Raw genomic sequence first — 25,948 nt, 5'->3', positions numbered from 1 at the left:
CCACAACCCTTCGGGACTAGCGTGTTTTTTGCCGCTACGTCGTTACGAACTATTCATTTAGAATGACTAAATTTCATATTTCGTGCCTAGTATCGCCTAAAAAACACACGTAGTCGCAAACGTAGACGAATTGTCAACAGACCCTATTATTTTGGCTTTATCTGTTTTTAATTGCTGCTGCATACATTGATAAGCTTGTCGTTGATCTTGCTGATTACATTGTGCATAAGCTGTATTGAATAGGCTCATAAAAAGCAAAGCTAAAAAACTATATTTGATCTTTTTTATCATTTAATTTTCACCAAGAAGTTGCAAATCAGTCGAGTATTATAAGGAGAGTTGTTGAGAAATTCGCGCTTTGACTTGATTTAAATAGAACAGATCGTTATTTAGTCGATACATTAAAATCGCACCCTCATAATCGGCCACACTTATTTTTGCCAAAATTTGTGCATCGGCTTGATCCATTTTTTGTTGAAATAATTGATACAAGGCATTTTGCCAATCTTGGAAAATTTCACGGATTTTTTCCAAGACTTCTAAAGAAATATGGCTTGCCTCTAAGGACAATATCCCAACTAAACAGCCTTTTATTTCATAACTAAAAAAATGAACAGCTTTATCATGGATGATTTGAAATTGTTGATTTGCATCCACTACAGCAAAATCTTCGAGTTTAAACAGCGATTGATTTAAATAAAGATGAGTGTGCGCTAAGATCTGCATCAATAAGGCTTGTTTGTTGGGATAATAATAATAAAACGATGCTTTACTGAGTCCACATGCTTTTGCCAACATCTCCATACTTGTCCCTGCATAACCATGTGCTTTAAATTGCAAAGCACAGGTATTTAACATGTGTTCAGGCCTAAGTTTTTGTGGGCGCATAGATGACCTTGCTGCTTATGGGCTTAAAATTAATTGTGGATGAATGTCTCGAAAGTATTAAACATTTTATCCCAAATTGGCTCCGAACCTTGACGAAAATAGCCCATATGTCCAATCTGTTTTAAACCAAATTCGTCGGCTGATATGTTGATAAAGTGCATGGGCGCATTTTTATAATGTTGCATAAAAGCATAACGAGAATTTGGCAATGCCCAATCATCATCTAAAGCAGCCACTGCATAAATTGGCGTTTTAATCTGAGCATATTGTTCATGCAAATTTTGTTGCTCAGGATCTGCAAAAAAGTAAGTGGGATTTTTACACCATCTACGCCATTGCTGGTAGACCCCTTTAGGTAAATCTGCACCCATATTGAGTTTACTCCAAGGTAAGTAACCTGTAATCGCCACCATAGGTGGAAAGATAATGTTCCAAATTACCTGAACTTTAATTTTTTCTTTCAATGGCATATAGCCATGCCAGCCAGCACCTGTGCCAAAACAATACATTGCACTTACCTTGTCGTGATTCGGTGTCAACCCTAAAGCTTGTCCGCCGTAAGAATGTCCAACTAAAAATAGGGGCATATCTTGTTTAAAACTGTAGTCAATTGCACCTGCTAAATCTAATTTTCCCCAATCCAGATATGACATTTTAAAACCTTTTAATTGCTGTGGCGCAGATTTGGCCACGCCACGATAATCAAAAGTGAGTACCTGATAACCCAATTGTGCTGCATATTCAGAGAAGCGGCGATAAAATGCTTGTGGGACACCTGTTGCACTGGAAACAACAAGATTTGCTTTGATTGTATTGACTGGGGTGTAAAGTACGCCAGCCAGTACATAACCATCCAATGCCTTAAAGCTGATGGCTTGGCTGGTAAAACTATTGCCATTCAAGTGTTTGATTTCAGTTGAATACTTTAAATTTTGCATGATTGTTCCCACAGTTATTAGGTTATCTCCGTATATCGCTATGATTGGTTTACTTGCCTTTAAACTGTGGTGCTCGACGTTCGATCATTGCTCTCACACCTTCTTGCGCATCTTCAGAGGCGAGTAAAGGGCTAAGTAGATTTTGTAGGTTTGCAAATGCGACTTCAGGACTTTGTAAAAAGGCTTGATGTGCCGAATGCAGTGCCGCTTGGACAGCAAGTGGTGCAGCATTGGCAATACGTTCAGCCAGCTCTATGGCACGCGTTAACTGTTGGTTATCCTCAACAACCTCAGTGACTAAGTTCATTTCATAGGCTGTTTGTGCATAAAATAAATCTCCAGTTAACACATATTTCATAGCTTTTGCCCAGCCAGCGGCTTGGACGAAACGTACTGTTGCACCACCAAACGGTAAGATACCGCGCTGTACTTCAATTTGGGTAAATTGAGTATTTTCATTGGCAATAACAATGTCAGAATTCAACATCAATTCAATACCAGCGGTATAACAATAGCCTTGTACGGCGGTTACCAACGGTTTTGTTCTTTGACGCCCAACAGTTCCCCAAGGATTCACAATATCATCGCTAAAATTAAAAACACCATCGGCTAATTTTGGTTGTAACTCAACCAAGTCCAATCCTGCGGTAAAATGCTCGCCATGGGCAAAGACCACCGCACAGCGTAGTTGTGGATTATTTTCATATTCAGTTAAAGCCAGTGATAGGTCGTGAATCATATGACTATCAAAAGCATTGCGTTTATCTGCACGATCTAAGCCAATTAAAAAAATATGACCACGAATTTCACGACTGACTTTTCCTTGTAGATTTGACATTTGTTGTTCTCTCATTGGTTGTTTTATAAGTTTTTAAACGATCGTTAGAAAACTGTCAATCATTTTAGAATGACTGAACTGTTTACATTGGTATAGCATATTTAAGGCGTTAAAGGATTGCTGCATTGTGTATGTTATTTGACGCTATGGGGGAATGCCTATGCCTTTTATTATGAATTTAATAAGATTTAAAATTGTGTTCATATACTTAAATGCCCAGCTAAATTTATCACTGGGCATTTAATTTAAAGAGATTTAAACCTGAAGGATTACTTTTTAAACTTGGTTAAAAGCTTTTGCATCGGCAATTTATCACTCGCATATCCATAAATTGCAGCAAAAGGTAAGGCTGTGCGAGCAAGATAGGCGACACGCCATAAACCACCATGATTTGCGCCTTCCATCATCAATTCTAATGGATGACCCATCTCAGTTTCTGGATTTGCAACAGACTTCGGATTTCTTAAGTCATGGATCCAAAGCGCTGCCATAATTGAATTGGTTGTCTCAGGACGGAACGCTTCTACATCAAACAAACTTGCACCGTTAAACGCAGCTTTAAGCAAAGGATTCTTGGTGACCGAATGTGTTGTCGTAGATGGCGCAATATTGATACTGACATGTTGCCCCTGATGCCGTGCTAAAGTTGCGCGCCACTGTTGAATACGTTTTGCCAAGGCATAATTAGGGCCTTGCTCAACCACCAGACAATCAGCAATCCCATAGAATTTACCATTGTCAGAGCTAATCAATTGTTGATCATGGTGCTTAAAGAATTGCTTTAAGGAAAGTGCTGCAATCCCTTTGCTGAATACGGTTTCAAATTTTGATCTATGTTTGAACTTTTTGTTTGAACCTTCAATCACTTCTTCTGGTACAGCATAGACATCTGTAGGCGTACACATATACATCAGAGACGAATCATTTTTGTGTTCACTGACATGGCTCATAATTGTGTCCATTGCCATCGACACACGTACATGTTTCTCACCATCCAAATAAGCAATAGAGGCCAAATCTAACTTGTGTGGATTATCACAAAGCCATTGTGTAATTTCTGGAATTTGGGTCAGTAAATTTGCCCCAAGTTTACTTTTTAATTCGTCAATATCATGGTTATTGACGATTTTTTGAAAACTAGGTGCGTACAGTGTAGCATTGCCATTTTCAATGGTTTTAAGAATTCTCTCCCAAACGCGTTCATTGGGTAGATCAACGGCAACAATATTGGCTTTCCATTTTGATAACCATGTTAATGGGCCTGCCTCTGAAGCTGCGCCAAATAAAACTAAGGTACGATCCGATAAATCAAACCATTCAGGATGTGCAATCACTTCTCTGAGGGCGTCTGCATGGCTGGCTTCAATAATGCCAGTGTCTTGCCACTTTTGAATTTGCTGATATAGCGCTTCGCCTTGTAGCTTTTGCCCGTGATAGGGTACAAACCACTCCACCTCCGCATCTGAATGACCTTTAAAACTAACGCTTTGAATCTTGTCTAGTACTGGAACTGTACCAATATCTTTTAAAGAATAGCGTTGTCCATCTCTAAAGAAATCAAAGCTATGTTGGGCTTTGTGTAAGCCTTGTTTGGCAATAGTGATGGCGTTATGACTTGAACGAATGCCATGTTCAACCAATGCCTTAAAATAAACTGGATAATTTTTACGCCAGTTTTTTTCATCTAAAGCTTGCTGTGCGCTGAGATGATCAACCAAGGAAAGTGCTTCCGCAATGATTTCTTTACCGACTTGCGAGCTGCTACTTTTTTGAGTCTTTGGATGAACTGGAAACTGTAAACCGTCAATTGAACTGGACATGCAAAATATCTCGTTTTATTTCATCATTAATATACAGATGTATACATTATCCATGCCATATTCAATATTTGGGTGGCATTTTCTGACAAAATTTAGATAAATTGGTCGTACAAATTGAATAAATCAGTGCTAAAAATGTCTAAAATTAAGCTTAGTATTTCATTTATAAAAGTTTCATTGGTGTCATTTTGTGCGTTTTAAAGCGCGATTTGTTGATAAGCTAAAATGCAGTAAATATCAATTTGTGTATGATTTATATTCATTTATTATGCGAATATTTTATGTTGAAATTTGCGTAGGTTATATTTTTTACATCTTTTTAAGTTAATTCCGACAATTTTAGTTGATTTTCACTCATTCAGCCTCATCTTCAGTTAAAATACCGACTTCAGCTTGAGGATAGAGTTATGTCGACTGAGAACACCAATACTGCGGTTGCAGAAGAAATTCCAAATTTATTGATTACTCCCAATGCGCAAGAGTATTTAAAAGATCTTTTGGAGAAGCAAAATACTCCAGGAATTGGCGTTCGTGTATTTGTTGAAAATCCAGGTACTCCACGTGCTGAATGTTGTATGGCATATAGTGCACCTGATGAAATTGCTCCAACAGATTACAAACAAGATTATCCTGATTTCCCTGCATTTATTGATACACCGTCGATTCCATATCTGAAAGATGCTGTAATTGATTACAACAAAGACCGTTTTGGTGGGCAGCTTACTTTCCGTGCACCTAACTCGAAAGTACCACGTGTTGGTCCAGATGCGTCTATGGAAGAACGAATTACTTATATTCTTCAGGCAGAGATCAATCCTGGATTGGCAGGGCATGGCGGAAACTGCGCACTGGTAGAAGTGGTTGAAGATGAAGAACATGGTTTAACTGCGGTATTAAAATTCGGTGGTGGCTGTCAAGGCTGTTCTGCGATTGATGTGACGTTAAAACAAGGCGTAGAAACCACACTTAAAGAGCATATTCCTGAACTCGGGCGTGTGGTCGATCAGACTGACCATAGTCAAGCAGAAGGCGCTTATTTCAAATAATCTGTATATCAATGTAGATATTTGACTGTTCTTTAAAACCTCCAAATTTCGGAGGTTTTTTTATGGATGTCACATAGCTAAATTTAACTTTTGTATTTTTTTAAATATTAATAAGCTTAAGTGAATCTTAAAAAACAGAATAAAAACTTAAAGATATACCTAGAAATGCCCAAATATTAACCGAATGATTAATAAAAATGAGAATAGTTATTAATATTGTTTATAATGCTGTGGTGTTTTTATTACACATTGTATCTAAACCTTCATTGTCTATTCATTCTTAGCCTCTTTGGAATACCTTATGTCAACTAACCGTATCATCCAATCTGCGTTATCTCTCTCCATTATCACCGTTATGATGGGAACTGCCTATGCCGCAGAATCACAAGAACCTTCTAATAAAACTAATCCTCAGTCTACAGAGTCAACCAAACTAGAAACGATTGTTGTGACAGCAAGTGGCTTTGAGCAAGAGGTGAAACAAGCTGCAGCATCTATTTCAGTTTTAACGCAAGAAGACATTAATAAAAAAGCGTATAGAGATATAACCGATGCACTTAAAGATGTTCCTGGTGTAGTCGTAACAGGTGGTGGAAGTTCAAGTGATATTAGTATCCGTGGTATGGGAAGTGCCTATACGGTTTTTTTGATTGATGGTAAAAAGGTTAATACACGTTCGGTTCGACCAAATAGTGATAACTCGGGTATCGAGCAAGGTTGGATGCCAAGTATTGAAAGTATTGAACGTATAGAAGTGATTCGTGGCCCGATGTCTGGTTTATATGGTTCAGATGCCATGGGCGGTGTGATTAATATTATTACCAAAAAAGTCGCGGATACTTGGACAAGTTCGGTTAAGTTGGATACGACACTACAAGAAAATAGAGATTCTGGGGATATCCATCAAGCAAACCTGTATGTTTCTGGCCCTTTAATCCGTAATTTACTTGGCTTAAAGGCGAATGGAACATTCTCACAACGCAATGAAGATGACATCATTGGTGGCTATAATAAGCAACGTATACGTGCAGGTGGCGCAACACTGAGCTTGACGCCAAGTTCTGAACATACTATTGATTTAGAATATCAGCGATCAATTCAAAACCGTGATCAAACGGTAGGTAAAACAATCGCGAATGTACCAGGGCGAAATGGTAAGCTCCCAACAGACTCATATACAGATTATTATCGTACCGAATATAGTTTGACTCATCGTGGTGAAATTGGCGATTTAAAGACACATTCTTATATTCAACGTGAGGAAAATGAAAATCCATCCCGTAGTATGGAAGCAATCAATACAACGTTTAATACTTTGAACCAAATCAATTTAGGTTCTCATGCTTTGAGCTTCGGGGGAAGTTATTTAAAAGAAGAGCTTGAGGACTTTGGCAATCAGTTAGTTATTGGTGGATCAAAATTAACCAACTTAGATCGCTATAGTTGGGCATTATTTGCTGAGGATGCGTGGAATATTGTAGAGCCATTTACGGTAACTGCTTCATTACGCTATGATAAAGATGAAAAATTTGGTGATCATTTTAGCCCGAAAGTCTATGGTGTTTGGACCTTGAATGATAACTGGATTGTTAAAGGTGGGGTATCAACAGGTTATAAAACTCCGGCATTACGTGCCACTGTTGCAGGATGGGGACAAGCAACAGGTGGTGGTCAGTCGAGTGGTATGATTGTGGGGAATCCAGATTTAAAACCAGAAACAAGTATCAATTATGAAGCATCGATTAACTGGGATAATAATGACAATTTAGATGCAGGTTTTACCGTATTTAATAGTGAATTTAAAGATAAAATTACTGAAATTCGTACCTGTCAAGGAGACTCTGGAACTATGGGGTGTTCTTGGTTAGGACAACAATTCGACTTTGTCAGTCAACGTATTAATGTCGATAAAGCAAATATGCGTGGTATAGAGGCAACTCTAGGTTGGGCAATCACTCCAGATGTTCGTTGGGCAACAAATTATACATTTACGGATACTGAACAAAAGAGTGGAGCATTTAAAGGCCAACCTTTAAATGAAATGCCGAAACATATGTTTAATACAACATTCGATTGGCAAACAAATGATCAAGTCGGGATGTGGAGCCGTTTAAATGTAAGAAGTAAAACTTCTGACTATTTAAGTCGTACATCTATGGGGAAAGGTAGACCAGCGTATGCAATGATTGATGTCGGTCTAAACTATAAACCTTCCAATGTCTTACAGTTTAATGCCGGTATTTATAACTTATTTGATAAAAGCATAGATACTGCGACTTATAATTATGTATTGGATGGTCGCCGTTACAATTTGGGTTTAATTTATAAGTTCTAAAGCTCAATTAAATTGTATTAAATCTGTTTAGTCATGAAAAAGGCGCTTTATGCGCCTTTTTCAATATTTAGAATCTTTAAAGTTTCATCTGAATAATAAAATTTTTCCAGATAGATCCGTGCACGACTCTTTAAGTGTTGAGAAGCAACCATTTGTTGAATAACAGGATCAAGTAACTGTTGTAATTGATTTTGAATCAACGCTTCATCAATATTGATATCACTTAAAATTAAATCAAAAGGGCGTTCTTCATTACGTACATACCAAGTCAGTACGCCATCATGTACTTGTTTCTTTAAATAATCTGTTTGGCGAATATGTTCCCATATTTCATGCCCCATACCTACAGTTTTAGGTAAGTCGTTAATTTCAACATAATTACGCAATACAGCAATCGGTACTTTTTTAATTTTATGCCACAAATTGGCTTGAAAATGATAAAGCTTATTGTCATCAAACTGTTGGTTAATGACTTGTTCACTCAATTGACTAATTTTAATAATATTTTTTTGCAGATAATGCTTAACTGTATCATCTAAATTAGTGTCGGTAACCGATTCTAAAACTGATTTCCCCATCTTCATAAAACGTCCCACACCTGGGACCTTTTTATTCATGACCGAATTATCAATATAGTCTTGAATAGAATGATGGATCAATTGGGTTAACATGCTTGAAAAGGCAGGATTATTGACAACACGTTTGATCAAAGCTTGGCGATGACCTGATTTGCTTGCGACATATTGTGCGATTTTATCAATCGTGCTGACTGGAATAATATCTTCAATTAACGCTTCATCATTACTTGGATGAATCAATGCAAAACGAATATGCTCAGCGATTTGCTCAATGAGAAAGTTGTTTGCAGGTGTCGCTAAAATTTGCTTTGACAATAAATCATGAATTTGTGCAAAAGACCAAATTTGTTTTAAAGGCTGTTTTCTAAACCAATGATAAAATTCAGTAAACTCAATTTTAATCGTATCAGCCTGTGAAAATTCTTGATCTAAAAAGCCAAGTTGGGCTTCGATCAATTGTTCAATGAGTTGATTTTTCATTTTTTGAACTCAATTTGTCCATGTGTTTGATCTGACAATGGGTTTTGCAAAGGCTGTACTTTATTTAAAAAGCTTAAATAGTGGTCTGCAACACGTTCAGGGGCTTCAAGTAATGGCATGTGCCCAACACGTTGTAGAATAATCGGTGTTTCAGGGCGTTTTAATACCGATTTTAATTCATTTGCAACATCGGCATTTACAATTTGATCTTGTTCACCCCATAGGATCATGGTGGGCGCTTCAATGTTTTTTAACATCGTGGTAAAGGTTGAAGGGGTGTAGAGTCGATTGAGTGCGTCAATTTGATTGATGATTTTGGCTGTGTCTTGAGATTTAGCAATGAACAATTTTTCTTGTTCATCTTTAATCACACGTGCAGTAAAAGGTGGATTAAACATCACCTTTTTCATGACAAAATCCAAATCACCTTTTTGTGTGATTAATAATTGTTTGAGATAGATCGGATTTCTTAAATAATTGGTATTTGTTGATTTAAAAATACCCCCTGTACTCATTAAGAATAAGCTTTTCGTATCAAATGGATATTGTGATGCATAAAACATTGCAATGGTTCCCCCCAATGAATGTCCTGCAATATTTAAATTATCCTGGATATGTGCAGCTTCAATAAAGCGTCTAAGTTGCTCAGTTACATTCGGTACAGATAAATCAAAATTGGCTGGAACTTGGGTACTTCCTGCTGAAGGCAAGTCTGGAATAATCACATGGTAATATGGGGTCAATGACTGCGCAATATCATTCCATGTATCACGGCTGCTGGCTAAACCATGAATCAGTAAAACTGTTGGCTTATCTTTAGAACCACCTTCACTATAAGACCAAATAACATCACCCACACGCAATGTTTTAGACGTTAATCCTGCCCAAGCACGTTCTTCTTGTACAATTTTTAAATAATCCACATATTCTGGTGTGCCAGCAGCTGCATTGTTGTGACTACCTAAAAACAATACACCGATCGCAGTCAAACTTAACAATATGCTGTTTAAAAAATGAAGAATTTTTTTATGGGCCAGTTCAGACATGCAGAGGGTTCCGAGTAAAAGACTAGGCATTATATAAAGTAAAAATATTATTCATGATCATAATTTTTTCAACATTTGCCGAGAAAGTCTTATTTGTAAGTTTTTTGCCATAGTTTCAGTGTCCAACTCAACTAATATAGAGATTATTTTGTATTTTAGTTAAATAATTTTAATTAAACTGTGAATTATGTCTATGTATTTTTGAAATTCAGCCCCATATCCCTACATAACAAAAATTGTAACAGAGTTTATTTTTAGTCAGTGACTTTCACATTTTGCGGCATTAAAATAATCACACTCTCCACACAATGGAACAAAGGACATGCTAACTGCTCAAGAAGCTTTAGAACGATTAAAACAGGGTAATGAACGTTTTGCACATGGTGAAACCAATCTGACTAAATTTTTGACGCATCAGCAACGATCTGAAATGATGGACAGCCAAGAACCATTTGCAATTATTTTAGGTTGTTCAGACTCTCGTGTTCCAGCAGAAATGGTTTTTGACCAAGGTTTCGGTGATTTATTTGTGATTCGTGTTGCAGGTAATATTGTCGCACCATCGCAGGTGGGTAGTGTGGAATTTGCCGCAGATAGTTTTGGCTGTCCATTGGTTGTTGTTTTAGGGCATAGCCATTGTGGTGCGATTCATTCAACAATTGAAGCGCTGAAGAATCCAAATACACCACCTTCTGCAAATCTTATGTCAATTGTAAATCGTGTTCGTCCCTCAGTTGAAATTCTAATGCAAACTGAATTGAAAGATGACTTAGAAAAACTATCAATGCATGCCGTGAAATCAAATGTTTTTGCTTCAGTCAATCAATTACGCCATGGTTCAGCCGTATTAGAAAACTTAATTGCCAAAGGTAAATTAAAAGTCGTTGGTGCTGAATATTCATTGGAAACGGGTGAAGTTTCCTTCTACGATTTTTAATGCTTTAAATTTCCATCATAAAAAAATCCCACTTTGATGTGGGATTTTTTTATCGGTATAGACTCTTAGAATCTATAACCAATTTTTAAACCATAAGCGATTGCAGTATTGTCTTTAAACTCTGCAACATAACTATCGCCACCTGCTTGAGCACCAGTTTGAGCTTTAGCATCACCTAACCAGAAGTATTTAACACCACCAGCGATGAACGTTGCAGGGGTAGGGCTATATTGAACACCTAAGCCTACATTCCAATAACCTTCAGTTGGACCTAAAGTTGAAACAGGGTTGCCCGCACCAGAGTCCCAGCCTACTGAAACGTTACCTGCCCATAGGTCATTAATTTTACGCCCAACACCTGCAGTTACACTATATTGATCATCAGAATATTCAACAAGGTTAAATCCATTTGGACGGTTAACTAAACCACCAATAGTTTGAGAAACTTTACCAAATTTTAACGGTTGGATTGAAAAGTCTTTCCAATTTACCCAACGAAGGTTTGCAAAAGCAACCGTATTTGCCATGATTCCAGTTTGTAAATCGATGTTAACAGACTGTGGCGTTGTAATTGTCGTTTTACCATTGGCGGCAGCAATTGCTTTTGCTGCAGCTGCGCCAGGCTCACCAAGTAACGTTAATGCACCAAGTGTAGGAATCGATTCATTGATATTCACATCATGATCGATTTCAGAGCGATAAGTTATTGATGCTTTTAATGCGATATCTGGAATCTGATATGCAGCACCTGCTAACCAACCCACACCGCCAGTTTCTTTAATGCTTGCATCATAGCCGTTATATAAACTATATGCTTGACCACGCAGGCTAACATTTCCTTTAATGGTTTGGTAAACACCACCACCGTAGAAGTTTAAGTTTGCAATGGGTTGAAAACCAAAAATCATTGAAATATTTTGGGTGTCTACTTCAACTTTGGTGTTACCTTTACCCAGTGTGTCGTTAGCGGCTTTAATGCCTTGATCAACTCTACCTGTAACAACATTTTTTACTGCAGCATCAACACCCGCTTTATATGTAGCGTCACTACCATATCTAGCTAATGATTTTCCAAATTGTTCTTGACCCGCTGGCGTGGTTAAGTCAACACCTTGACCTTGTAGGAATCCACCAACACGTTGTTGTGCAGTCAGTGCATTAAATGTGGAGTCGATTGTACTGTTACGAAGAGCAGTTAATCTTTCTGGAGGTAATACCGTATCGTGATCAGTTGAAACAAAAGCATTTTGACCTGAATATGCTGCATCTGCGCCAAATGGTTGGTCATATAAAAGACCAAATGAAACTTGATCTGTTAATTGTAATTTAATCGCAGCAGATGGAAAATAATAATCATCTCCCATATCATTGATTTCACGATATGGTTTAGGCGTATCTCCGGCTTCCCGACCTTCAACAGTTGGGTCTAAAACTGAAATACCCGCTTCAAAATAATTATTAGGTTGAAGGAATGCCGAAATAGATTGGCCTGAGCGATCCATTGCTGCGGCAAAAACACCAGTCATTGGTAAACTTGCAGCAATTATCGCGATTGATAAATGTTTTAATTTCATTTTAATTTTTCCCTAATATAATAAAATGAATACTTTGAAGTACTTAAGTTTTGAATGAGAAATAATTTTGATACTTAAATATACAACTCAAAGTTACTTCTATTTACAAAATAACATATAAAAAATAAGAGTAAATACTCTAGAGGGTGAATTAGTGAAAAAAAAATGAACTATGTAGTTTAGTTTGCAGAGAGAGAATTTAGAAAAAAATATAAAGATGAGATTATTTATAGAGATATTGAAAAAAATCAAACTGAAGATAATAAAATATAGATATTTTAGTGATTGATGGCTTGCATAAAATATAACCAGTTGGTTAAAACAAAGCTGAGTTTATTTGGCCATATAAGTGGTTCAATATTACATCTTTGTAAAGACAGAAAGTCACTTTTTATTCTTCTTCAATTGTGCGTCCTTATAGGATTCAAGTTTTTGATTTATCTATTCAAAAACGATAAAAATATTTTAAGTAAATTGGCTTTATCACAAAAAACACCTTTAAAAAGGGTATTATTTTTATAATAGGGAATTGATTTGATAGCGAGTATTGCGTCCACCACCTTCCAATTTGATTATACATCCTTTTTCTAACAGGTCGGATAAATGCCGAGTAGCTGTTGCTTTACTGACTTTAGCAACCTTTTGATATTGAGAGGCACTAATACCATGTTCAAAGCCATTTTCTCCACCATCTAATAAGCGATTCAATACCCTGCGTTGTCCTTCATGGAGATCTAAATTTGAATATTTATACCAAAACTGACTTTTAAATACAGTTCGATTAATTTGTTTTAACGTCGTTTCGAGGCTGTCATTTAAGGTGTCTAAAAACCAGACAAGCCAATTAGTGATATTGGAATCATTTTTTTGGCTTTGCTCTAAGATTTCATAGTAACTTTTACGTTTGTTTAATATAACAGGGGACATCGCATACAAGCGAATACTCTGCTGATCCATTTGTGCTAAGGCCAGGTCTGTCAGTGTACGGGTGATACGCCCGTTACCATCATCAAAAGGATGCAGTGTGATAAACCATAAGTGAGTAATACCCGCACGAAGTAGGGGATCAAGCAACGCATCGGTTAGACTAAGATTAAACCAATTTATAAAGGCTTCTAAACGTTCTTCAAGTCCTTCTCTAGGAGGTGCTTCAAAGTGAACTGTCGGATAATCCAATCGACCAGAAACAACCTGCATCGGTTCTGGACCTCTGAGTTGACCAATGCGTAAGCGCTGCATTGTCCAATCGGGATCACTAAAAAGCCATTGATGCCATTGCATCAGACGTTCAACAGTAAGTGGTTGTTTCACATTGTTCAGCGCATCAAGCATGATATTGGCCAAACCTTCAGATCTGTCCGAACTCGGATAAGGTTGGTCAAGCGTAACGCCCAGACGACGTGCAAGTGAGGAATGTAATGAATACACATTTAAGGTTTCATTTTCAATCGCGGATGATGCAACAAGATTGGCAAGTAGAGTATTTAAGGTGAATTGCTCTTTGGCTAAATCATGTTGACTTTGCCCAAGTAGAATTCCAATTTTTTGATGAATCTGTCTGGTTTTGGGTAAGATGATTTCATCTTCCCATCTAAAGTTTGTCCAGTTGTTGGTTTGCCAAATCCACTCTTGCATCTTAAATCTCCACTTAGAGCTTTTCCAAGATGAGCTAAATATAGCATATATTCGGCTCACTATATGAGTTGAATAAGATGCTTAATTAGCTCGCTTATATCGATTTAGATCCATAACTATAATTTTGTATATTTAGGTTTTTTAATATTTGGGCGCAAGTAATCTAATCTTTAGCTTTTATCATCAGCCTTAAACATGATTAAAATTACCGTTCGAAAACTTTTAAACTTTTGTAAGGCTTAATTTTATTGTCTTAATTTTGGTAAAGAGAATTTTTTTTTATTCTTCTTTAATTGTGCGCCCTGCGAGCCTAGAATCTATAATATAAGATTATGATATTAATATGTTTTATTGATTTTGTATTTCTACAAGGTACTCATACAGGTACTCATTCCTGAAAATGCCTACTTCAATCATAATTTGGATGTTTGTGTAATTTGCTATTTGGAATTCAAATTCTTTCTATATTTACAAGATATTTTCATTTTTCTAGGGGGAGAGAGTTTTGAGTACGCTATTATGCGATTTCTCTTTCAGAAAATTAAAGATCATTTACAGGTAGTAAATTTAAAGGTAATCAAAATGAATAATCTTATAAAAATGTTGTCATCCATCAAAGCAGAAAAGAACCACTTTATTGAGCATTTAGATCGTATTGAAGGCTACACAGAAGATGAGATTTATCAAATTGAGCTAAGTCACAATATTTCAATTCACGGGCAATTTAAAGAGTTACTTATGACCATGGGTAAATGTTCTGGTGGTCTTCTTTTTGGTGATAATTTTTATATATATAACAGTTTTCGCGGTTTAGGATTTGGTAAAGAAAGACAAAATGATTTAATGCAGGAGGATGATCCTACAGTCAAATTTTTAGAGAATTGTGGAGTAGATGATTTAGTTGAAAAACAATATTTTGAAATCTGCGGTGAGAATGAACATTTGAATGTTTTTTTTATGTACACCAAAGATGAAAATGATTTTATTTATGAAATCGATAAAAATACTTATACGGTAACAAAGTATGGAACATTATTTGATTATCTTGTGCGTTATAGAAAATCTATAGGTTCTTACTCTACTGGTGGAACAGTTAGAGGAGATGAATATGCTAACTTTTTTGAATCTTTAACCACTGGAAGATTATTAAAAAAAAGCTCAACTCTATACTGAGTTGTCCTATAAAAGTCTTTTAAAATCAAATAAAAATACTAAATTGAAGAATGTCTAAATTCATAATTCTACAAAGGTTTAGCTTTCTTCACTTCCTTTATACATATCTACAAAAACAGGAGAAATAGAGTGGAAAATCCAAGATTAGTTTTCGAAGAGGCTTGTATTTATTTACTTACATATATTGCTTATGTTGCTGCATTTTTAATTTTCACATATTATTGTGGAGCAAGTATAACTTTGTTTTATAATAATTTTTTAAAGAAAAATCAAACAATTTCTGACTCTGATGTAAGTTATTTAAATCAGACTCATGGTACTGATACTAGCTTGATTGAAGGGTTAGGAAGTGTTCTAGATTTCTTTAATGCCTTCATACCAAGCAATATTTTGATTTTAATATTTTTGGCTGTTCCATATTTACTTCAATTTTTCTTAATATATTTGATGAAACGCAAAAAAACTAATAGAAATGACCTTAAAGTATATATATCAAAGGCTGTGACATCTATCACGTCTTCGATAAGTTCGTTAATGTTTTTTATCACGGCGATATTAATAATTGGTTTTTTTTACATTGGCTTTGTTTTGAAGATGTGGGCTAGTGGTTTAATTGGGTTCTTTTTCTTTATGGGGCTTGGCTATATAGTTATAACTTTTGTGATTTTCTTCATGGATAAGAGTATTGCAAGTATTGTAAAGAAAACAATATATTAAAGCCTATTTTCGTAATCTATTATAACTAAAAAAAATATAGCCCTGTTTTCGGGGCTATTCTTCAAAAACTACAAACACTCTCAAATTTTTTAAAAAATTTAGTGGATATATCTAATACTAAAAAATACATTATTTTTATAATTGTTTATGCACTTATATGAATTATATAGATATTTTAGGTGATTTGATTTTTTATTCAGTTAAAATTTAATCAATAAGTATTTATTGAGAATCATAATAAATGAGTAGTACTGTAATTAGAGATTTCTTAGTTGCCCTGACATTCAAAACAGATGATACAGGCGCTAAAAAATCCAAAGATGCTTTAGACAGTAATGAGAAGTCAGCAAAAATATTAAGTCAGACTTTAGTTTCTCTAGCAAGTATCGCCGTTATCGCCGTAGCTGAAGTAAGTTTTTATCGTTTTCGCTGAAGCTCTACAGCGTATTCTTTGTTGTTCTATAGTTAGACTAAGTAGTCCGTCATAAGCATTCATGACCTTTTCATCTGTTGGATCAATCTGCTCACGAGAGAGTTTACATTTCTTTTGGTTTTTTAAAAAAAGTGTATTTAAGCTTTTATCATAAATAGAGTTTTCATCTTTAGAGCAAAGACTGCCAAGAACAACTAAGTAAGCAAATTTATATTTCTGATCTACAATCTTGCATGATGAATTCTGTTTAGGCAATTCAGCCCAAGCACATGTATTAACGGCGCAAAATATACACAAAAGTATCTTTTTCATTTTTAGACCTCTTTCTGATTGAGTGATTGATAGGCTTATTTTCGGAAAAAAACTAGTTATAATTCCAACTTAACGTGTGAAAATCTAAGTCTATTGCAGTTATTAAAATCTTAATTTTAAGTATGTTATTTTTACTGTTTAATCTATTTTAAATTAACAATCATAGTAGGAAATTATTTTCAAGTTTTTATATAATAAACAGTATGTTATAAGAAGTAATCTTACTTATAACTGCACAATTTGACCAAACGTTATCCTTTGATATTCATTGAAATCATACACATACAAAAGAAAGGCTTCCATGGAAATGTTATTAAATCCTGAAAGATTGAAAAAAGATGTTCAAGTTACTGCTTATAAGCGACCAATAAAAATAGCTTTTTTAATATCTGAGGAAGAGTCTGAAAATAACCATTTAATTTTAGATGAAATTTTTAAATACTCTTATACTTGCTGGGCTGGAACACGTTTTTTAATTATTCCTTTTGGAACAAATAATGATAAAAACTATCTAGAATGGTTAAGCTTTTATGATGCGGATATAGTTTATAGTTACTTAAAGCTAGAAAAAGAAAAAATAGAAGAAATTGAAAAATTAAATTCTCCTGGTTCTTTACTTGAACACAAATACGGAAATGAACGGAAATTTTTCTCTGTAAATATTCCCTTTTACTCTCCAATTGGATCTATATCAACAATCCATAGTCCTGAAATATATGCTTTTAAAAGATCTAATAGCACAAATAAAATTATAAACTTAATAACTCAATTTTCGCCTAAATCTGGTGATCGTTTCGTAACTGATAATTTTGGAAATCGAATTAATGTTAATAATTATCTACATGAAGTTAGTGGTTTTTTTGAAGTATTCTGTCTTTCTAAAGAGAGAGCTCCTGATAATAACAATGCAGATGCAAAATTAATTGAATCTGAAGCAAGAATTTTAGACTTATTAGCAGATCAAGAGGCTACTACAGTTGCTCGTTTAGCAAATATTCATTCTGAAGCATTTAACCCGATATATCATGATTTCTTTAGCAAATCTTTTGCTATAGTCATAGGCTCTAGTGTTCAGGATCGTATATCCTTTTGGAATTATAGGCATTTCCATAATAGTACATATTCCTCCTTAGGCTCATTAATCCTTACAGAAGAACATTTTAATAATGATGATTTCTTGAAATATCTCGGGAAATATTTAAATAATTTAAATTTTATTGGAGAACATGGGCATAACTATGTTTCATTATATTCTAGCACCATATCAAAAACAAAATTAAAACATATAAAAGAAAAATTGCAAGATTTCACATATAATAATATTAATATAAACTCATATTTTTCTGAAAAAATTTATCCAAATTCATTTTTTAAATTAAACACTTCCTTAAGACCTCAAGATATTTCAAAATTATCTATCTCTGAAAATCCAGCCAATTTATTTACAAGTGGTCCACGTCATTTAAAATATCTTCCAACAAATTTTCAAAGTTTTGGTTCAGGACATTTTGCGATAGAATGTGATATAGACCGTCATAACAATTTATCTAAATATTCAAATGTAATTGATACATGGATAATCCCCCAAAGGGCATATATATCAAAAAATTTTGGAAAAGATTTTTTTCGTATTAGTAGAAACAAAATACCTACATGTATTATCGGAAATATTTTTAACCCATTTAATAGAAATAGTAACAATAATGAAATTTTGATTAATATTAATTTACCTGATGACTTAATGGTATTGAATACTTTATTAAGCCAAAGAAACTTATACAATAAAGATGATAGCAGATATAAACTGGATAAACCTAGAATTTCCCATATAAGTATTTCAGATAAAGGTAAAAATTTTAATGGTGTAATTTCTTTATTTAATCACTTAAATATTGCTTCAAATTTCCTAACAAACAATTTATGGAAAAAAGTATTTCAAGATGCTTCACAAAGAAACGGAAAAGAAGATTATATATACACTCTATTTATGTTTGAAAAATTTCAACAAAAGAATAAGGAGCTTTACATCAGTATTAAAAATAAAATGAATTTTAAGAATATTGATGAGTCACGAAAATATTTGGCTGCTTGTTTCAAAGATGCACTTAATATACTAGTAGAATATAAAATTTTCTGCCCAATTCATACATGGAGTTGTGAATATTGTGGTTATAAAAACATAAGAACAGTAGATTCTATTAAATTAAAAAATAATTGTGACATTTGTGAAAAAACACACATAATTCCTGTTGGTAATGAATTTTCTTGGGACTATCTGCTTAATAAGTTTGTACACAAAACCATGGTTGAGCATTGTGGGCTTCCTGTTCTTTGGGCTTTAGATTATATTCAAAATAGTAATACCATAAATTCTTTTATGTACTTACCTGAAGTAAATATTTTTTACGATTACAAAGATTTGAGTCAATTAAACGAAATAGATTTATTAGGAGTATATGGCGGAGTTCTTTTTGCTGGAGAAGCAAAACGTAGTGCTGACTATTTTTTTGAAAATGACCGTGAGAAGAGTAAGTTTTTAGATGTTATTCAACAAATTAATCCTGATGAAGCTTTTTTAATTTTTGAACAATATTCGGAAGATCCACTTAATGTAGAGCCAACAAAAAAAAATATGGTGAGGTTTAAAGATGAGTTTAATTCTAAATTTAATAACATCATTCTAAAAATTATTACTTTTGAAGATTTTTTAAATAGGAATCATTCAGTTGTAGACTATGGTGCACAATCTAGGTATGTATGTGCATTTCTAGACACATTAGAGTAATGATTTTATATTTAATTAAATGAGGTATTTTAAAAAATTTTGCCTTTTATGTTACTTATATTCATAGATTTTAATGAAACTTTATAAAATACTTGATCTTGGACCTTGCTTAAGAGAGGGATTATCTTGAATCTGCTTCACATATAAACTAAAGTCTCCTGTTTTTGAAAAAATATACCTTTCTGAAAAACAAGTTTGTAAACCATTAAGAAAGGTTATCACTTCTTCAGGAGCATCCCAATAGCTAGATTTCTCAATTGCTCCTAATAATGTTTTTCCAACTAGGTTGTAATTAGGTATTTTTTTAAAATAGCTAATTTTTTCTTTTAAACTCTCACAATAAATTGCAACTGTAACTTTAGGAGAAATAGGGAGGTAAATCTGTATTCCCTCAATTTCTATTCCAATATTCCCAATTAGAGGATTATAATTTTCATTGTACATAGTTATAGGATTGTCAGAAATAGAGAATGATTGATTTGATTTATTTGTTATCAAAAACCAGTTTTTTTTATAAATAATTTGTGAAAATTCTTCTAAGTTTTTATTTATTAAATTACTTATTACAAGCTTTAGCTCATTTTCATAGTTTTGATCTTTAGGAGAAGTAAAACCTAATTTTTCAAAGTTGTCGAAACAATAATTTGAAATAGCTTTTAACTGTTCTCTCTGTGTTTTAGTTCGGAGAAGTTGTAAAGCTATAAATTGGCTAAGTAGTTGATGTTCAATTTTATTAATACTCAAGAAAGATTGAGTCTCTAGAAGTTTATCGATGATAGGTTTTACCTTAGACTCATACTCACTAAGCATAAACTCTAAAGTTTTTGTCTCACCCTTATCAATATAATTGTAAAAATTTCTCTCACTAGCAATATTTTTGGTATTACTAACAAAGCTTTTACCACTTGCTTTCTCAAAAACATTTATTTGTTTCTTTTTTCCAAAACAAAAATTACGTATTAGAAATTGAGGAACATAGTGTTGAATAATTGGTGCATTTTTCATAATTATTGAACTCTTAGCTGTACTCGATCAATGAGGTTTTTTTGAATAATCCTTTATAACTTTCACTTTATTTATAGTAAAGCCCCAATTAAGGGGCTACTCTCAACAAAACACAAACTCTCTCGGAGTATTCAGCCAGTTATTAAACGCCGTACCTGTACGATCATCGAGTAAGTATTCTTGCTGTTCTTGTTCAGGCGTAGTGAATATAGATCTAGACTCATCTGTGTAGATAAGATGATTGTCCTGAATCAATAAGTTTTCAATGATGTCTAATTCAGCGTCATTAACCTTAAGAACTTGCATTACAGTAGATCGCCACTCTGTAACGCTTATCCGAGCATTTAACATCGGAATACCGTTATAGCGATAATGTAGTTTCTTACGGTCTAACAGCCATCTGTAGCCATCAAATGCACGTTTCACCAATGTACTTAAATCTCGATCTGTCTGTTTGAAATATTCAAGCAAGACACGCTTATTTGCTTTCAGTTCCTCAATAAAGTCTTGTGGTGGCATTACAGGACTAGACCAGCGTAATTGATCAGGTGGAACGATGAATAATTTACATTGATATGACTTTGCTAACTGGATTAAATCAAGTGCTTTTTGCATATTCATACCCCACCCTCAAACATATCTATCGTTTGCGTATCTACAACTTTTTCAGGTGATGATTGCTTAACCTTTACCTGTTTTTTTAACGGCGTTTCTTCCTCCTCTTGTGTGTTGCGCTCTACTAATGGGTTTTGACTCGCTACAACGCTACAAGTATTGCTGTGTATAGGTTTTAGCGGTTTTTTACTCGCTACACTCTCATGCTGTGTTGCGTTTTGATTTGGGCTGTAATCCTTGCTACATATAGGTTGTAGCGTTGTAGCGTTTTGAATAGGGGGTAACGGCAGATAGCGCTTAAAAGCGTCTTTAAATTGGTTAAGATCAAAGCCTTTTTTTACTTCTGTTCCTATGCGTACATCTTTGGATTTAACGCCAAATTGTTTTAAACGTGTAGTCAGTTGAATCTTAGTTATTGGCTGTCCACGATTCCATGTTGCCCATACATTTTCATCATCTTCAATTAAGGCATTCACTAAGCCATTACTAAAGATTTTTTCTCCGCCTGTTTTATCAAAGATCGCTTTAATGTCGACAAGCAATTGCTCATTAATACTCAATGTATCCACTTCAACACCATTAATGGTCAATGCTGAATGAATCGCTTTATCTAACCATTCCTTACTGGCGATCTGTGCAATCACAAATAGGCTTTCCCAATTGTCTTGGGCTCGGTCATTTAATTGTTCAGGTAGGTCTGGGCGTGTATTTTGAATTTCATCAAAATGATCATTTACCCACCTTAAGCATTTACGTTTGATATTGTGCCAATGGTGATGGTCCGCATGTCTTAGGCGTTGTTTATGTTCACTTGGCAATTTACGGCGCAATTCTAAAATAATTGATCGGTCTTTAATGGTTTCAGGTAAATGACCTATTCCGCTAATTGCTTTTGCACACCAAACATTAAATCGAGTGGGCTTGTTATCATCCCCATCACAACGAATCACATAGGCATTCTTACGGCTGTGACCTGCATTAATTACGCCTCTAAGGTCCTCATTATCTTTTAAAAAGGTATCAGCTTCATCTATCAGTAATGTTGGCTTCCATTCCTCAATTGCTCTATATAACGCTGCTGCAGTAATGTTTGATGTAGGCAATGGTTTATAACAAAGCTCACTAATTAAGGTTAAAAGTTGAGTTTTACCACATCGTTTTTCAGGTGCGGTAATACAGGCAATAGGGGCAATCTGCATTGCATCAATCGCCCATGTATAAACAATCCATAGCGCCGTTGCTGTACGTGTATGAGTTTCACACGCAATATGAGCATCAATAACTTGTTCAATGCTGTTCAGTAATTCATGACCATTAACAGGATGATTCCATGCTTCTACATTTTCAAAAAAGCTTTCTTTGCTTTTCTCATCTGCTAATTCTTTACGTTTTGCTTTTACAAGCTTATCGAGAATACTGGCACGAATACTTAATAGCTCTGCCTCAGATGCTCGAATCTGTTCATATTGCAATTCAGTGAGATTTGCTAACCGCAATACTTCGGACTCCATTCGATCTGTTTCATCACATTCAATCGTTGACAACAAAGCAATCGATTCAGCGATAAATGCCTGAACATCTTCTATATCATCATCTTTAACAAGATCAATAAAATGTTCGTTGTTCTCAAATTTGACGAGTTGATTAAGTAGCTTTACTGGTGTGTTTTTCTCAAGCTTTTGGAATGCCTCAAGTTGAATATGTTCAGGTCTAACCGGTATATAAAGCTGTGTATATCCAGCCTTAGACAATTGATGAATTACAAACTGAATTTGCTCGAAATCAAATGCCTTGAGTTCTGATTTATTCACATAGCAAAGATGAGGCAATATCACTAAAACAACAGCACAACCTGTTTGAGCAATTTTAAAATATGCATCTAAGCTATATGTGATAAGAACAGGCTTATCCTGATGCAACGCTCCATAGTAGCTAAAACCCTGAGCTAGTCCATCAGCAATGACAGCAATTGATTGTTTATCTTGCAATACGGCGCATTGAATTAGCTCTAACTGACCATTGTAGATAGGCAAAATCATCGGGCTTTCATATATAACGCCGTTTATATCAACTTTGCTTTGATCAACATAAATAGGCTGTTGAGGATTACCAAAGCGCTCGAGGACTGGATGAGTTAAATAGCTTTCATCCTGTGGCATGAGTCGCTGTGCTTGTTGGATGATTTCAATTGGAGTTGGGTCTAAAAATAAGGGATTATGATTAGTCATGATTACTCCCCTTGATTTTCAAATGCTAAGGGTAAGATTTTTTCAATCATTTCTAATTTTGTTTGAAGCTCAAACAGTAGATCCGCTACTAAATCGCCATTTGTATAAAGAACCATCGTTCCTTGCTTATCTTCAAAACAATTGTATGCGGCTGTGCTTATACTTTTTGAACTTCTTAGCATGCTGAATACAACATCTTGAGCATTCAAATGATTTGAATCTTTATGAGGGATAAAAAATGCCTCAGCACAAGATAAGGTCGGATTATAAAGTTTTTTATTCGAGTTATGAGTAGGCATGATTAATGCGCTCCGTTTATTAAGTATGGAGCTTCACAAACCACTGTCAAATGATTGGTGTGAAGCTTGAAAGGGTTGACAGACTGGCATAAACGGTAACCAGCACATCCGAAGATGTCCCTCCCAAGCTCCACATAAAGATGCAGACGCATAGAGATATTACGCATAAAAAAAGTCCTAAGCGGACTGTATGCGCCGTTTATATTGTAGCCTGTCAAAGCTAATTCAGTGATTTTGCACTGAACGTATTTAGGATAACTACGCAATACATTACTTGCAAGGGGAATTGCTAATAAATATGACTTTGTATGTTTAGATATGGGTTTAATCTGTTTTGGATGACAACTAAAGACAACTTTTTGAATTGATTTAGTGAGGTTTTTCATTATTTACCCTCCATCACATCATGAAGCTTTTGAATTGTGCCTAAATGCAACACTAAAACATCTGTGATTTCTTCTGCGTCTAACATCATTTGATCTATAGAGCCATTCATTCCAATTAATTGAATAAACTTCATTGGGCGATCTTCTATGATTAGATCGGCTTCTTGATCTTGTTTTGTCAGTGGTGCAAGTGATGCTAAAACGAAACTGTTTATCATGATCTGTACTCACTGGACACGGTTAACGGCGGTTTTGGGGTCTAGTAAAAGCCCATCATTATTAAGTCCTAGCTCTTTTCTTTGTTTAAGGATTTTGGCTAGTTGCTTCTCGGCTTGGTCTACTGATATTCCAAACTTTTGTGCTATTTCTTCTATGTTGTAGACAGGTGAGCCATCGTCTAAATATCCACTAGGTTGAGGTAAAACCTGTTTAGCTTGTTGACTCGCTTCGTCTTTTAGCCACTGTGGTGCATATTCCAAAGTCAATAAAATTGCTTTTTCAGCCAGTGGATGATCTTGGCCATGTTGTTGGACCATCTTTTTATAATGATCAAACGCCGTTAAGAATCGTTGTGATAGCTGTTCTTTCATGCTTGGCTTACTCCTGTTAATTCATTTAACAAAGTGACCAAGTGATGAATGGCTTGTTGCTCTTTATTGATCATCGTGACCACTGTTGATGGGCTGACATGTTCATTTTTAAGTCTGTAGGGGCGAATGTATTCAGCAAGTGCAGCTATGCGCTTTCTCACTAATTCGGTGTATTCCATGACTTCATCAAAGTTCGTATTTTTATAACCATCCTCTTGAAATGCCACATCCAAAAGGTCATATGATTTAGTTAAAGCATTATTGATTTCGCCAAGCTTTTGATGGTCTGAAGTAGTAACAAGATCACGGCGATACATAGCCTTAGAGGTTTGTTCTAACTTTAGTGATACATCATGTATGAGTGCTTTTACTTGGACTAATAGCATGATTCAACCTCCAAACTTAAAGCAGGGTTTGAAGTTGGTAAGACACAATGTTTCTCACGGAAATTGTCAGCAATAACGCCTAAAGCTGTTTTACGTTGCTTATAGGTGAACCCAACACCAATCAATACGAGGTCTTGTATTTCAAGTTCAGCGAGTAGGTCCAAGTCATCATCAGACAAACTATCCCTATCTAAGCCTGTAAAATCGCCTGTAATCGCCCAATTAATTAAACGAGCTTCATTCATGTAGTGATGAGTCTTGGTGTCTTTTCCTTGTTGTTCACGGGTCATTTTTAAAGCTGTAGATAAAGCTTTATAGGAAGCTACAGTTTGATGGCGTAAACGGCGACGATTAATAGTTGGATGAGTTTTTCTTAATAGCAAATCAATCTGCTCATCACACCAAAGCGCAAAATCTATATCTAGCCATTGTGCAAATCGAACAGCTAGTTTTGGGTGTAACCATGTTCCACCATGATTTCCACGTTTGGTTTTCAAATAAGGGATTTTCCCGTATTTGCGACTAAGAGCATCTAAATATCTTTGGGTGTCAGGTAGTCGAACCCATTCATGAACAGTCTTATTAAATCTATTCGCAGCTTGAGTCGCATTAAACCAACCTTGCTCATTAAAACTAAGTTCATGACCATCATATTGAGAAGTAATAATTTCACTCATGATCAAGCCTCCATTTTTGAATGGGTAAGGCTTTGCATTTGGTTTTTGTGCCATTCTATGAGTTGAGCATAGTCAAAATAGACAGGGGATTGACGCGTAGTACCAGCTTTGTAGGCTTTGGGGAATGATGGGTCGTTTATGGTCAATTCACGTAATGTATTGCGCTTGATGCTCAATAATTCACATGCTTGATTGTAGGTAATTCGGATAGGTTGCATGTTTTTAAC

At 35.0% G+C, this 25,948-nt stretch carries 24 protein-coding genes; 6 read left to right on the top strand and 18 right to left on the bottom strand.

What is annotated here, in order from left to right:
• Positions 1–327: 327 nt before the first annotated feature.
• The 4 genes from ASC84_RS10825 to ASC84_RS10810 all read right to left on the bottom strand — a co-directional run bounded on the left by ASC84_RS10825 (position 328) and on the right by ASC84_RS10810 (position 4,484).
• Entirely contained in the window at positions 328–888 is a 561-nt protein-coding gene (locus ASC84_RS10825; protein WP_004722653.1) for a TetR/AcrR family transcriptional regulator, read from the bottom strand.
• Between the two features lie 29 nt (positions 889–917).
• A complete protein-coding gene (locus ASC84_RS10820) occupies positions 918–1,826 on the bottom strand; it encodes an alpha/beta fold hydrolase (protein ID WP_056514540.1) in 909 nt (302 codons plus the stop codon).
• 49 nt (positions 1,827–1,875) lie between these two features.
• Positions 1,876–2,664, bottom strand: a complete 789-nt coding sequence (locus ASC84_RS10815; protein ID WP_056514538.1) for a crotonase/enoyl-CoA hydratase family protein — start codon at positions 2,662–2,664, stop codon at positions 1,876–1,878.
• Positions 2,665–2,933: 269 nt separating this feature from the next.
• A complete protein-coding gene (locus tag ASC84_RS10810) occupies positions 2,934–4,484 on the bottom strand; it encodes a hypothetical protein (RefSeq protein ID WP_056514535.1) in 1,551 nt (516 codons plus the stop codon).
• 407 nt (positions 4,485–4,891) lie between these two features.
• Between ASC84_RS10810 and nfuA the strand changes: the two genes are divergently transcribed.
• Positions 4,892–5,530 (top strand): Fe-S biogenesis protein NfuA, encoded by a 639-nt coding sequence (nfuA, locus tag ASC84_RS10805; protein ID WP_004819478.1) that lies wholly within the window; start codon positions 4,892–4,894, stop codon positions 5,528–5,530.
• 301 nt (positions 5,531–5,831) lie between these two features.
• Entirely contained in the window at positions 5,832–7,865 is a 2,034-nt protein-coding gene (locus tag ASC84_RS10800; RefSeq protein WP_056514532.1) for a ligand-gated channel protein, read from the top strand.
• Positions 7,866–7,912: 47 nt separating this feature from the next.
• Here the strand turns inward: ASC84_RS10800 and ASC84_RS10795 are convergent, their stop codons facing one another.
• Together ASC84_RS10795 and ASC84_RS10790 are read right to left on the bottom strand one after the other, a co-directional pair.
• Positions 7,913–8,923, bottom strand: a complete 1,011-nt coding sequence (locus ASC84_RS10795) for a hypothetical protein (protein WP_056514529.1) — start codon at positions 8,921–8,923, stop codon at positions 7,913–7,915.
• Positions 8,920–9,969: an alpha/beta fold hydrolase gene (locus ASC84_RS10790; protein ID WP_056514526.1), complete on the bottom strand. Its 1,050-nt coding sequence runs from the start codon at positions 9,967–9,969 to the stop codon at positions 8,920–8,922. Before ASC84_RS10790 ends, ASC84_RS10795 begins: the two co-directional genes overlap by 4 nt.
• 322 nt (positions 9,970–10,291) lie before the next feature.
• Between ASC84_RS10790 and ASC84_RS10785 the strand changes: the two genes are divergently transcribed.
• Positions 10,292–10,906 carry a carbonic anhydrase gene (locus ASC84_RS10785; RefSeq protein WP_004722639.1) on the top strand — a complete coding sequence of 205 codons (615 nt, stop codon included), beginning with the start codon at positions 10,292–10,294 and terminating at the stop codon, positions 10,904–10,906.
• 65 nt (positions 10,907–10,971) lie between these two features.
• Here ASC84_RS10785 and ASC84_RS10780 read toward each other — a convergent pair whose 3' ends face one another.
• Together ASC84_RS10780 and ASC84_RS10775 are read right to left on the bottom strand one after the other, a co-directional pair.
• On the bottom strand, positions 10,972–12,480 hold the full coding sequence (locus ASC84_RS10780; RefSeq protein ID WP_056514523.1) for a long-chain fatty acid transporter: 1,509 nt from the start codon (positions 12,478–12,480) through the stop codon (positions 10,972–10,974).
• A 516-nt stretch (positions 12,481–12,996) separates the two neighbouring features.
• Positions 12,997–14,115 carry a Fic family protein gene (locus ASC84_RS10775; RefSeq protein ID WP_056514520.1) on the bottom strand — a complete coding sequence of 373 codons (1,119 nt, stop codon included), beginning with the start codon at positions 14,113–14,115 and terminating at the stop codon, positions 12,997–12,999.
• A gap of 582 nt (positions 14,116–14,697) precedes the next feature.
• Between ASC84_RS10775 and ASC84_RS10770 the strand changes: the two genes are divergently transcribed.
• Entirely contained in the window at positions 14,698–15,288 is a 591-nt protein-coding gene (locus tag ASC84_RS10770; RefSeq protein ID WP_155860340.1) for a hypothetical protein, read from the top strand.
• A 129-nt stretch (positions 15,289–15,417) separates the two neighbouring features.
• Positions 15,418–16,005 carry a hypothetical protein gene (locus ASC84_RS10765; RefSeq protein ID WP_056514516.1) on the top strand — a complete coding sequence of 196 codons (588 nt, stop codon included), beginning with the start codon at positions 15,418–15,420 and terminating at the stop codon, positions 16,003–16,005.
• Positions 16,006–16,381: 376 nt separating this feature from the next.
• Here the strand turns inward: ASC84_RS10765 and ASC84_RS10760 are convergent, their stop codons facing one another.
• Complete coding sequence (locus ASC84_RS10760) at positions 16,382–16,750, bottom strand: hypothetical protein (protein WP_056514513.1); 369 nt, start codon at positions 16,748–16,750, stop codon at positions 16,382–16,384.
• Positions 16,751–17,051: 301 nt separating this feature from the next.
• On the opposite strand from ASC84_RS10760, the gene ASC84_RS10755 reads away from it, so the two are divergent.
• On the top strand, positions 17,052–19,535 hold the full coding sequence (locus ASC84_RS10755; protein ID WP_056514510.1) for a hypothetical protein: 2,484 nt from the start codon (positions 17,052–17,054) through the stop codon (positions 19,533–19,535).
• An 81-nt stretch (positions 19,536–19,616) separates the two neighbouring features.
• Here ASC84_RS10755 and ASC84_RS10750 read toward each other — a convergent pair whose 3' ends face one another.
• The 9 genes from ASC84_RS10750 to ASC84_RS10705 form a co-directional block, all read right to left on the bottom strand.
• The gene (locus ASC84_RS10750; RefSeq protein ID WP_056514507.1) at positions 19,617–20,540 is read right to left on the bottom strand and encodes a DUF4238 domain-containing protein; all 924 of its coding nucleotides are present in this window, start codon (positions 20,538–20,540) and stop codon (positions 19,617–19,619) included.
• A 102-nt stretch (positions 20,541–20,642) separates the two neighbouring features.
• Entirely contained in the window at positions 20,643–21,161 is a 519-nt protein-coding gene (locus ASC84_RS10745; RefSeq protein ID WP_056514505.1) for a hypothetical protein, read from the bottom strand.
• Positions 21,158–23,314, bottom strand: coding sequence for a DUF3631 domain-containing protein (locus tag ASC84_RS10740; protein WP_227515143.1), 2,157 nt, complete (start codon positions 23,312–23,314; stop codon positions 21,158–21,160). The genes ASC84_RS10745 and ASC84_RS10740 overlap by 4 nt, the downstream gene beginning before the upstream one ends.
• A 71-nt stretch (positions 23,315–23,385) precedes the next feature.
• A complete protein-coding gene (locus tag ASC84_RS10735) occupies positions 23,386–23,682 on the bottom strand; it encodes a hypothetical protein (RefSeq protein ID WP_056514500.1) in 297 nt (98 codons plus the stop codon).
• Between the two features lie 385 nt (positions 23,683–24,067).
• Positions 24,068–24,286 (bottom strand): hypothetical protein, encoded by a 219-nt coding sequence (locus ASC84_RS10725; protein WP_056514497.1) that lies wholly within the window; start codon positions 24,284–24,286, stop codon positions 24,068–24,070.
• 9 nt (positions 24,287–24,295) lie between these two features.
• Positions 24,296–24,658 (bottom strand): hypothetical protein, encoded by a 363-nt coding sequence (locus ASC84_RS10720; RefSeq protein ID WP_056514495.1) that lies wholly within the window; start codon positions 24,656–24,658, stop codon positions 24,296–24,298.
• On the bottom strand, positions 24,655–25,044 hold the full coding sequence (locus ASC84_RS10715; protein ID WP_056514492.1) for a hypothetical protein: 390 nt from the start codon (positions 25,042–25,044) through the stop codon (positions 24,655–24,657). The genes ASC84_RS10720 and ASC84_RS10715 overlap by 4 nt, the downstream gene beginning before the upstream one ends.
• Entirely contained in the window at positions 25,035–25,721 is a 687-nt protein-coding gene (locus ASC84_RS10710) for a KilA-N domain-containing protein (RefSeq protein ID WP_081409349.1), read from the bottom strand. Before ASC84_RS10710 ends, ASC84_RS10715 begins: the two co-directional genes overlap by 10 nt.
• A gap of 2 nt (positions 25,722–25,723) precedes the next feature.
• Positions 25,724–25,939 (bottom strand): hypothetical protein, encoded by a 216-nt coding sequence (locus ASC84_RS10705; protein ID WP_056514489.1) that lies wholly within the window; start codon positions 25,937–25,939, stop codon positions 25,724–25,726.
• Positions 25,940–25,948 lie beyond the last annotated feature (9 nt).

The sequence above is a fragment of the Acinetobacter sp. Root1280 genome (genome assembly GCF_001425285.1).
Taxonomy (GTDB): Bacteria; Pseudomonadota; Gammaproteobacteria; order Pseudomonadales; family Moraxellaceae; genus Acinetobacter; species Acinetobacter guillouiae.
The sequence above is the reverse complement of the archived record's forward strand: the minus strand, read 5'-3'. Positions and strand labels throughout refer to the sequence as shown.

What these genes read in the sequence shown, in the direction of transcription:
- ASC84_RS10760 (WP_056514513.1), bottom strand. Translation starts at nt 16,750, where the DNA reads ATGAAAAAGATACTTTTGTGTATATTTTGCGCCGTTAATACATGTGCT.
- ASC84_RS10755 (WP_056514510.1), top strand. Translation starts at nt 17,052, where the DNA reads ATGGAAATGTTATTAAATCCTGAAAGATTGAAAAAAGATGTTCAAGTT.
- ASC84_RS10790 (WP_056514526.1), bottom strand. Translation starts at nt 9,969, where the DNA reads ATGTCTGAACTGGCCCATAAAAAAATTCTTCATTTTTTAAACAGCATA.
- ASC84_RS10785 (WP_004722639.1), top strand. Translation starts at nt 10,292, where the DNA reads ATGCTAACTGCTCAAGAAGCTTTAGAACGATTAAAACAGGGTAATGAA.
- ASC84_RS10720 (WP_056514495.1), bottom strand. Translation starts at nt 24,658, where the DNA reads ATGAAAGAACAGCTATCACAACGATTCTTAACGGCGTTTGATCATTAT.
- ASC84_RS10715 (WP_056514492.1), bottom strand. Translation starts at nt 25,044, where the DNA reads ATGCTATTAGTCCAAGTAAAAGCACTCATACATGATGTATCACTAAAG.
- ASC84_RS10770 (WP_155860340.1), top strand. Translation starts at nt 14,698, where the DNA reads ATGAATAATCTTATAAAAATGTTGTCATCCATCAAAGCAGAAAAGAAC.
- ASC84_RS10710 (WP_081409349.1), bottom strand. Translation starts at nt 25,721, where the DNA reads ATGAGTGAAATTATTACTTCTCAATATGATGGTCATGAACTTAGTTTT.
- nfuA (WP_004819478.1), top strand. Translation starts at nt 4,892, where the DNA reads ATGTCGACTGAGAACACCAATACTGCGGTTGCAGAAGAAATTCCAAAT.
- ASC84_RS10775 (WP_056514520.1), bottom strand. Translation starts at nt 14,115, where the DNA reads ATGCAAGAGTGGATTTGGCAAACCAACAACTGGACAAACTTTAGATGG.
- ASC84_RS10795 (WP_056514529.1), bottom strand. Translation starts at nt 8,923, where the DNA reads ATGAAAAATCAACTCATTGAACAATTGATCGAAGCCCAACTTGGCTTT.
- ASC84_RS10815 (WP_056514538.1), bottom strand. Translation starts at nt 2,664, where the DNA reads ATGTCAAATCTACAAGGAAAAGTCAGTCGTGAAATTCGTGGTCATATT.
- ASC84_RS10735 (WP_056514500.1), bottom strand. Translation starts at nt 23,682, where the DNA reads ATGCCTACTCATAACTCGAATAAAAAACTTTATAATCCGACCTTATCT.
- ASC84_RS10745 (WP_056514505.1), bottom strand. Translation starts at nt 21,161, where the DNA reads ATGAATATGCAAAAAGCACTTGATTTAATCCAGTTAGCAAAGTCATAT.
- ASC84_RS10810 (WP_056514535.1), bottom strand. Translation starts at nt 4,484, where the DNA reads ATGTCCAGTTCAATTGACGGTTTACAGTTTCCAGTTCATCCAAAGACT.
- ASC84_RS10800 (WP_056514532.1), top strand. Translation starts at nt 5,832, where the DNA reads ATGTCAACTAACCGTATCATCCAATCTGCGTTATCTCTCTCCATTATC.
- ASC84_RS10740 (WP_227515143.1), bottom strand. Translation starts at nt 23,314, where the DNA reads ATGCCACAGGATGAAAGCTATTTAACTCATCCAGTCCTCGAGCGCTTT.
- ASC84_RS10780 (WP_056514523.1), bottom strand. Translation starts at nt 12,480, where the DNA reads ATGAAATTAAAACATTTATCAATCGCGATAATTGCTGCAAGTTTACCA.
- ASC84_RS10705 (WP_056514489.1), bottom strand. Translation starts at nt 25,939, where the DNA reads ATGCAACCTATCCGAATTACCTACAATCAAGCATGTGAATTATTGAGC.
- ASC84_RS10750 (WP_056514507.1), bottom strand. Translation starts at nt 20,540, where the DNA reads ATGAAAAATGCACCAATTATTCAACACTATGTTCCTCAATTTCTAATA.
- ASC84_RS10820 (WP_056514540.1), bottom strand. Translation starts at nt 1,826, where the DNA reads ATGCAAAATTTAAAGTATTCAACTGAAATCAAACACTTGAATGGCAAT.
- ASC84_RS10725 (WP_056514497.1), bottom strand. Translation starts at nt 24,286, where the DNA reads ATGATAAACAGTTTCGTTTTAGCATCACTTGCACCACTGACAAAACAA.
- ASC84_RS10825 (WP_004722653.1), bottom strand. Translation starts at nt 888, where the DNA reads ATGCGCCCACAAAAACTTAGGCCTGAACACATGTTAAATACCTGTGCT.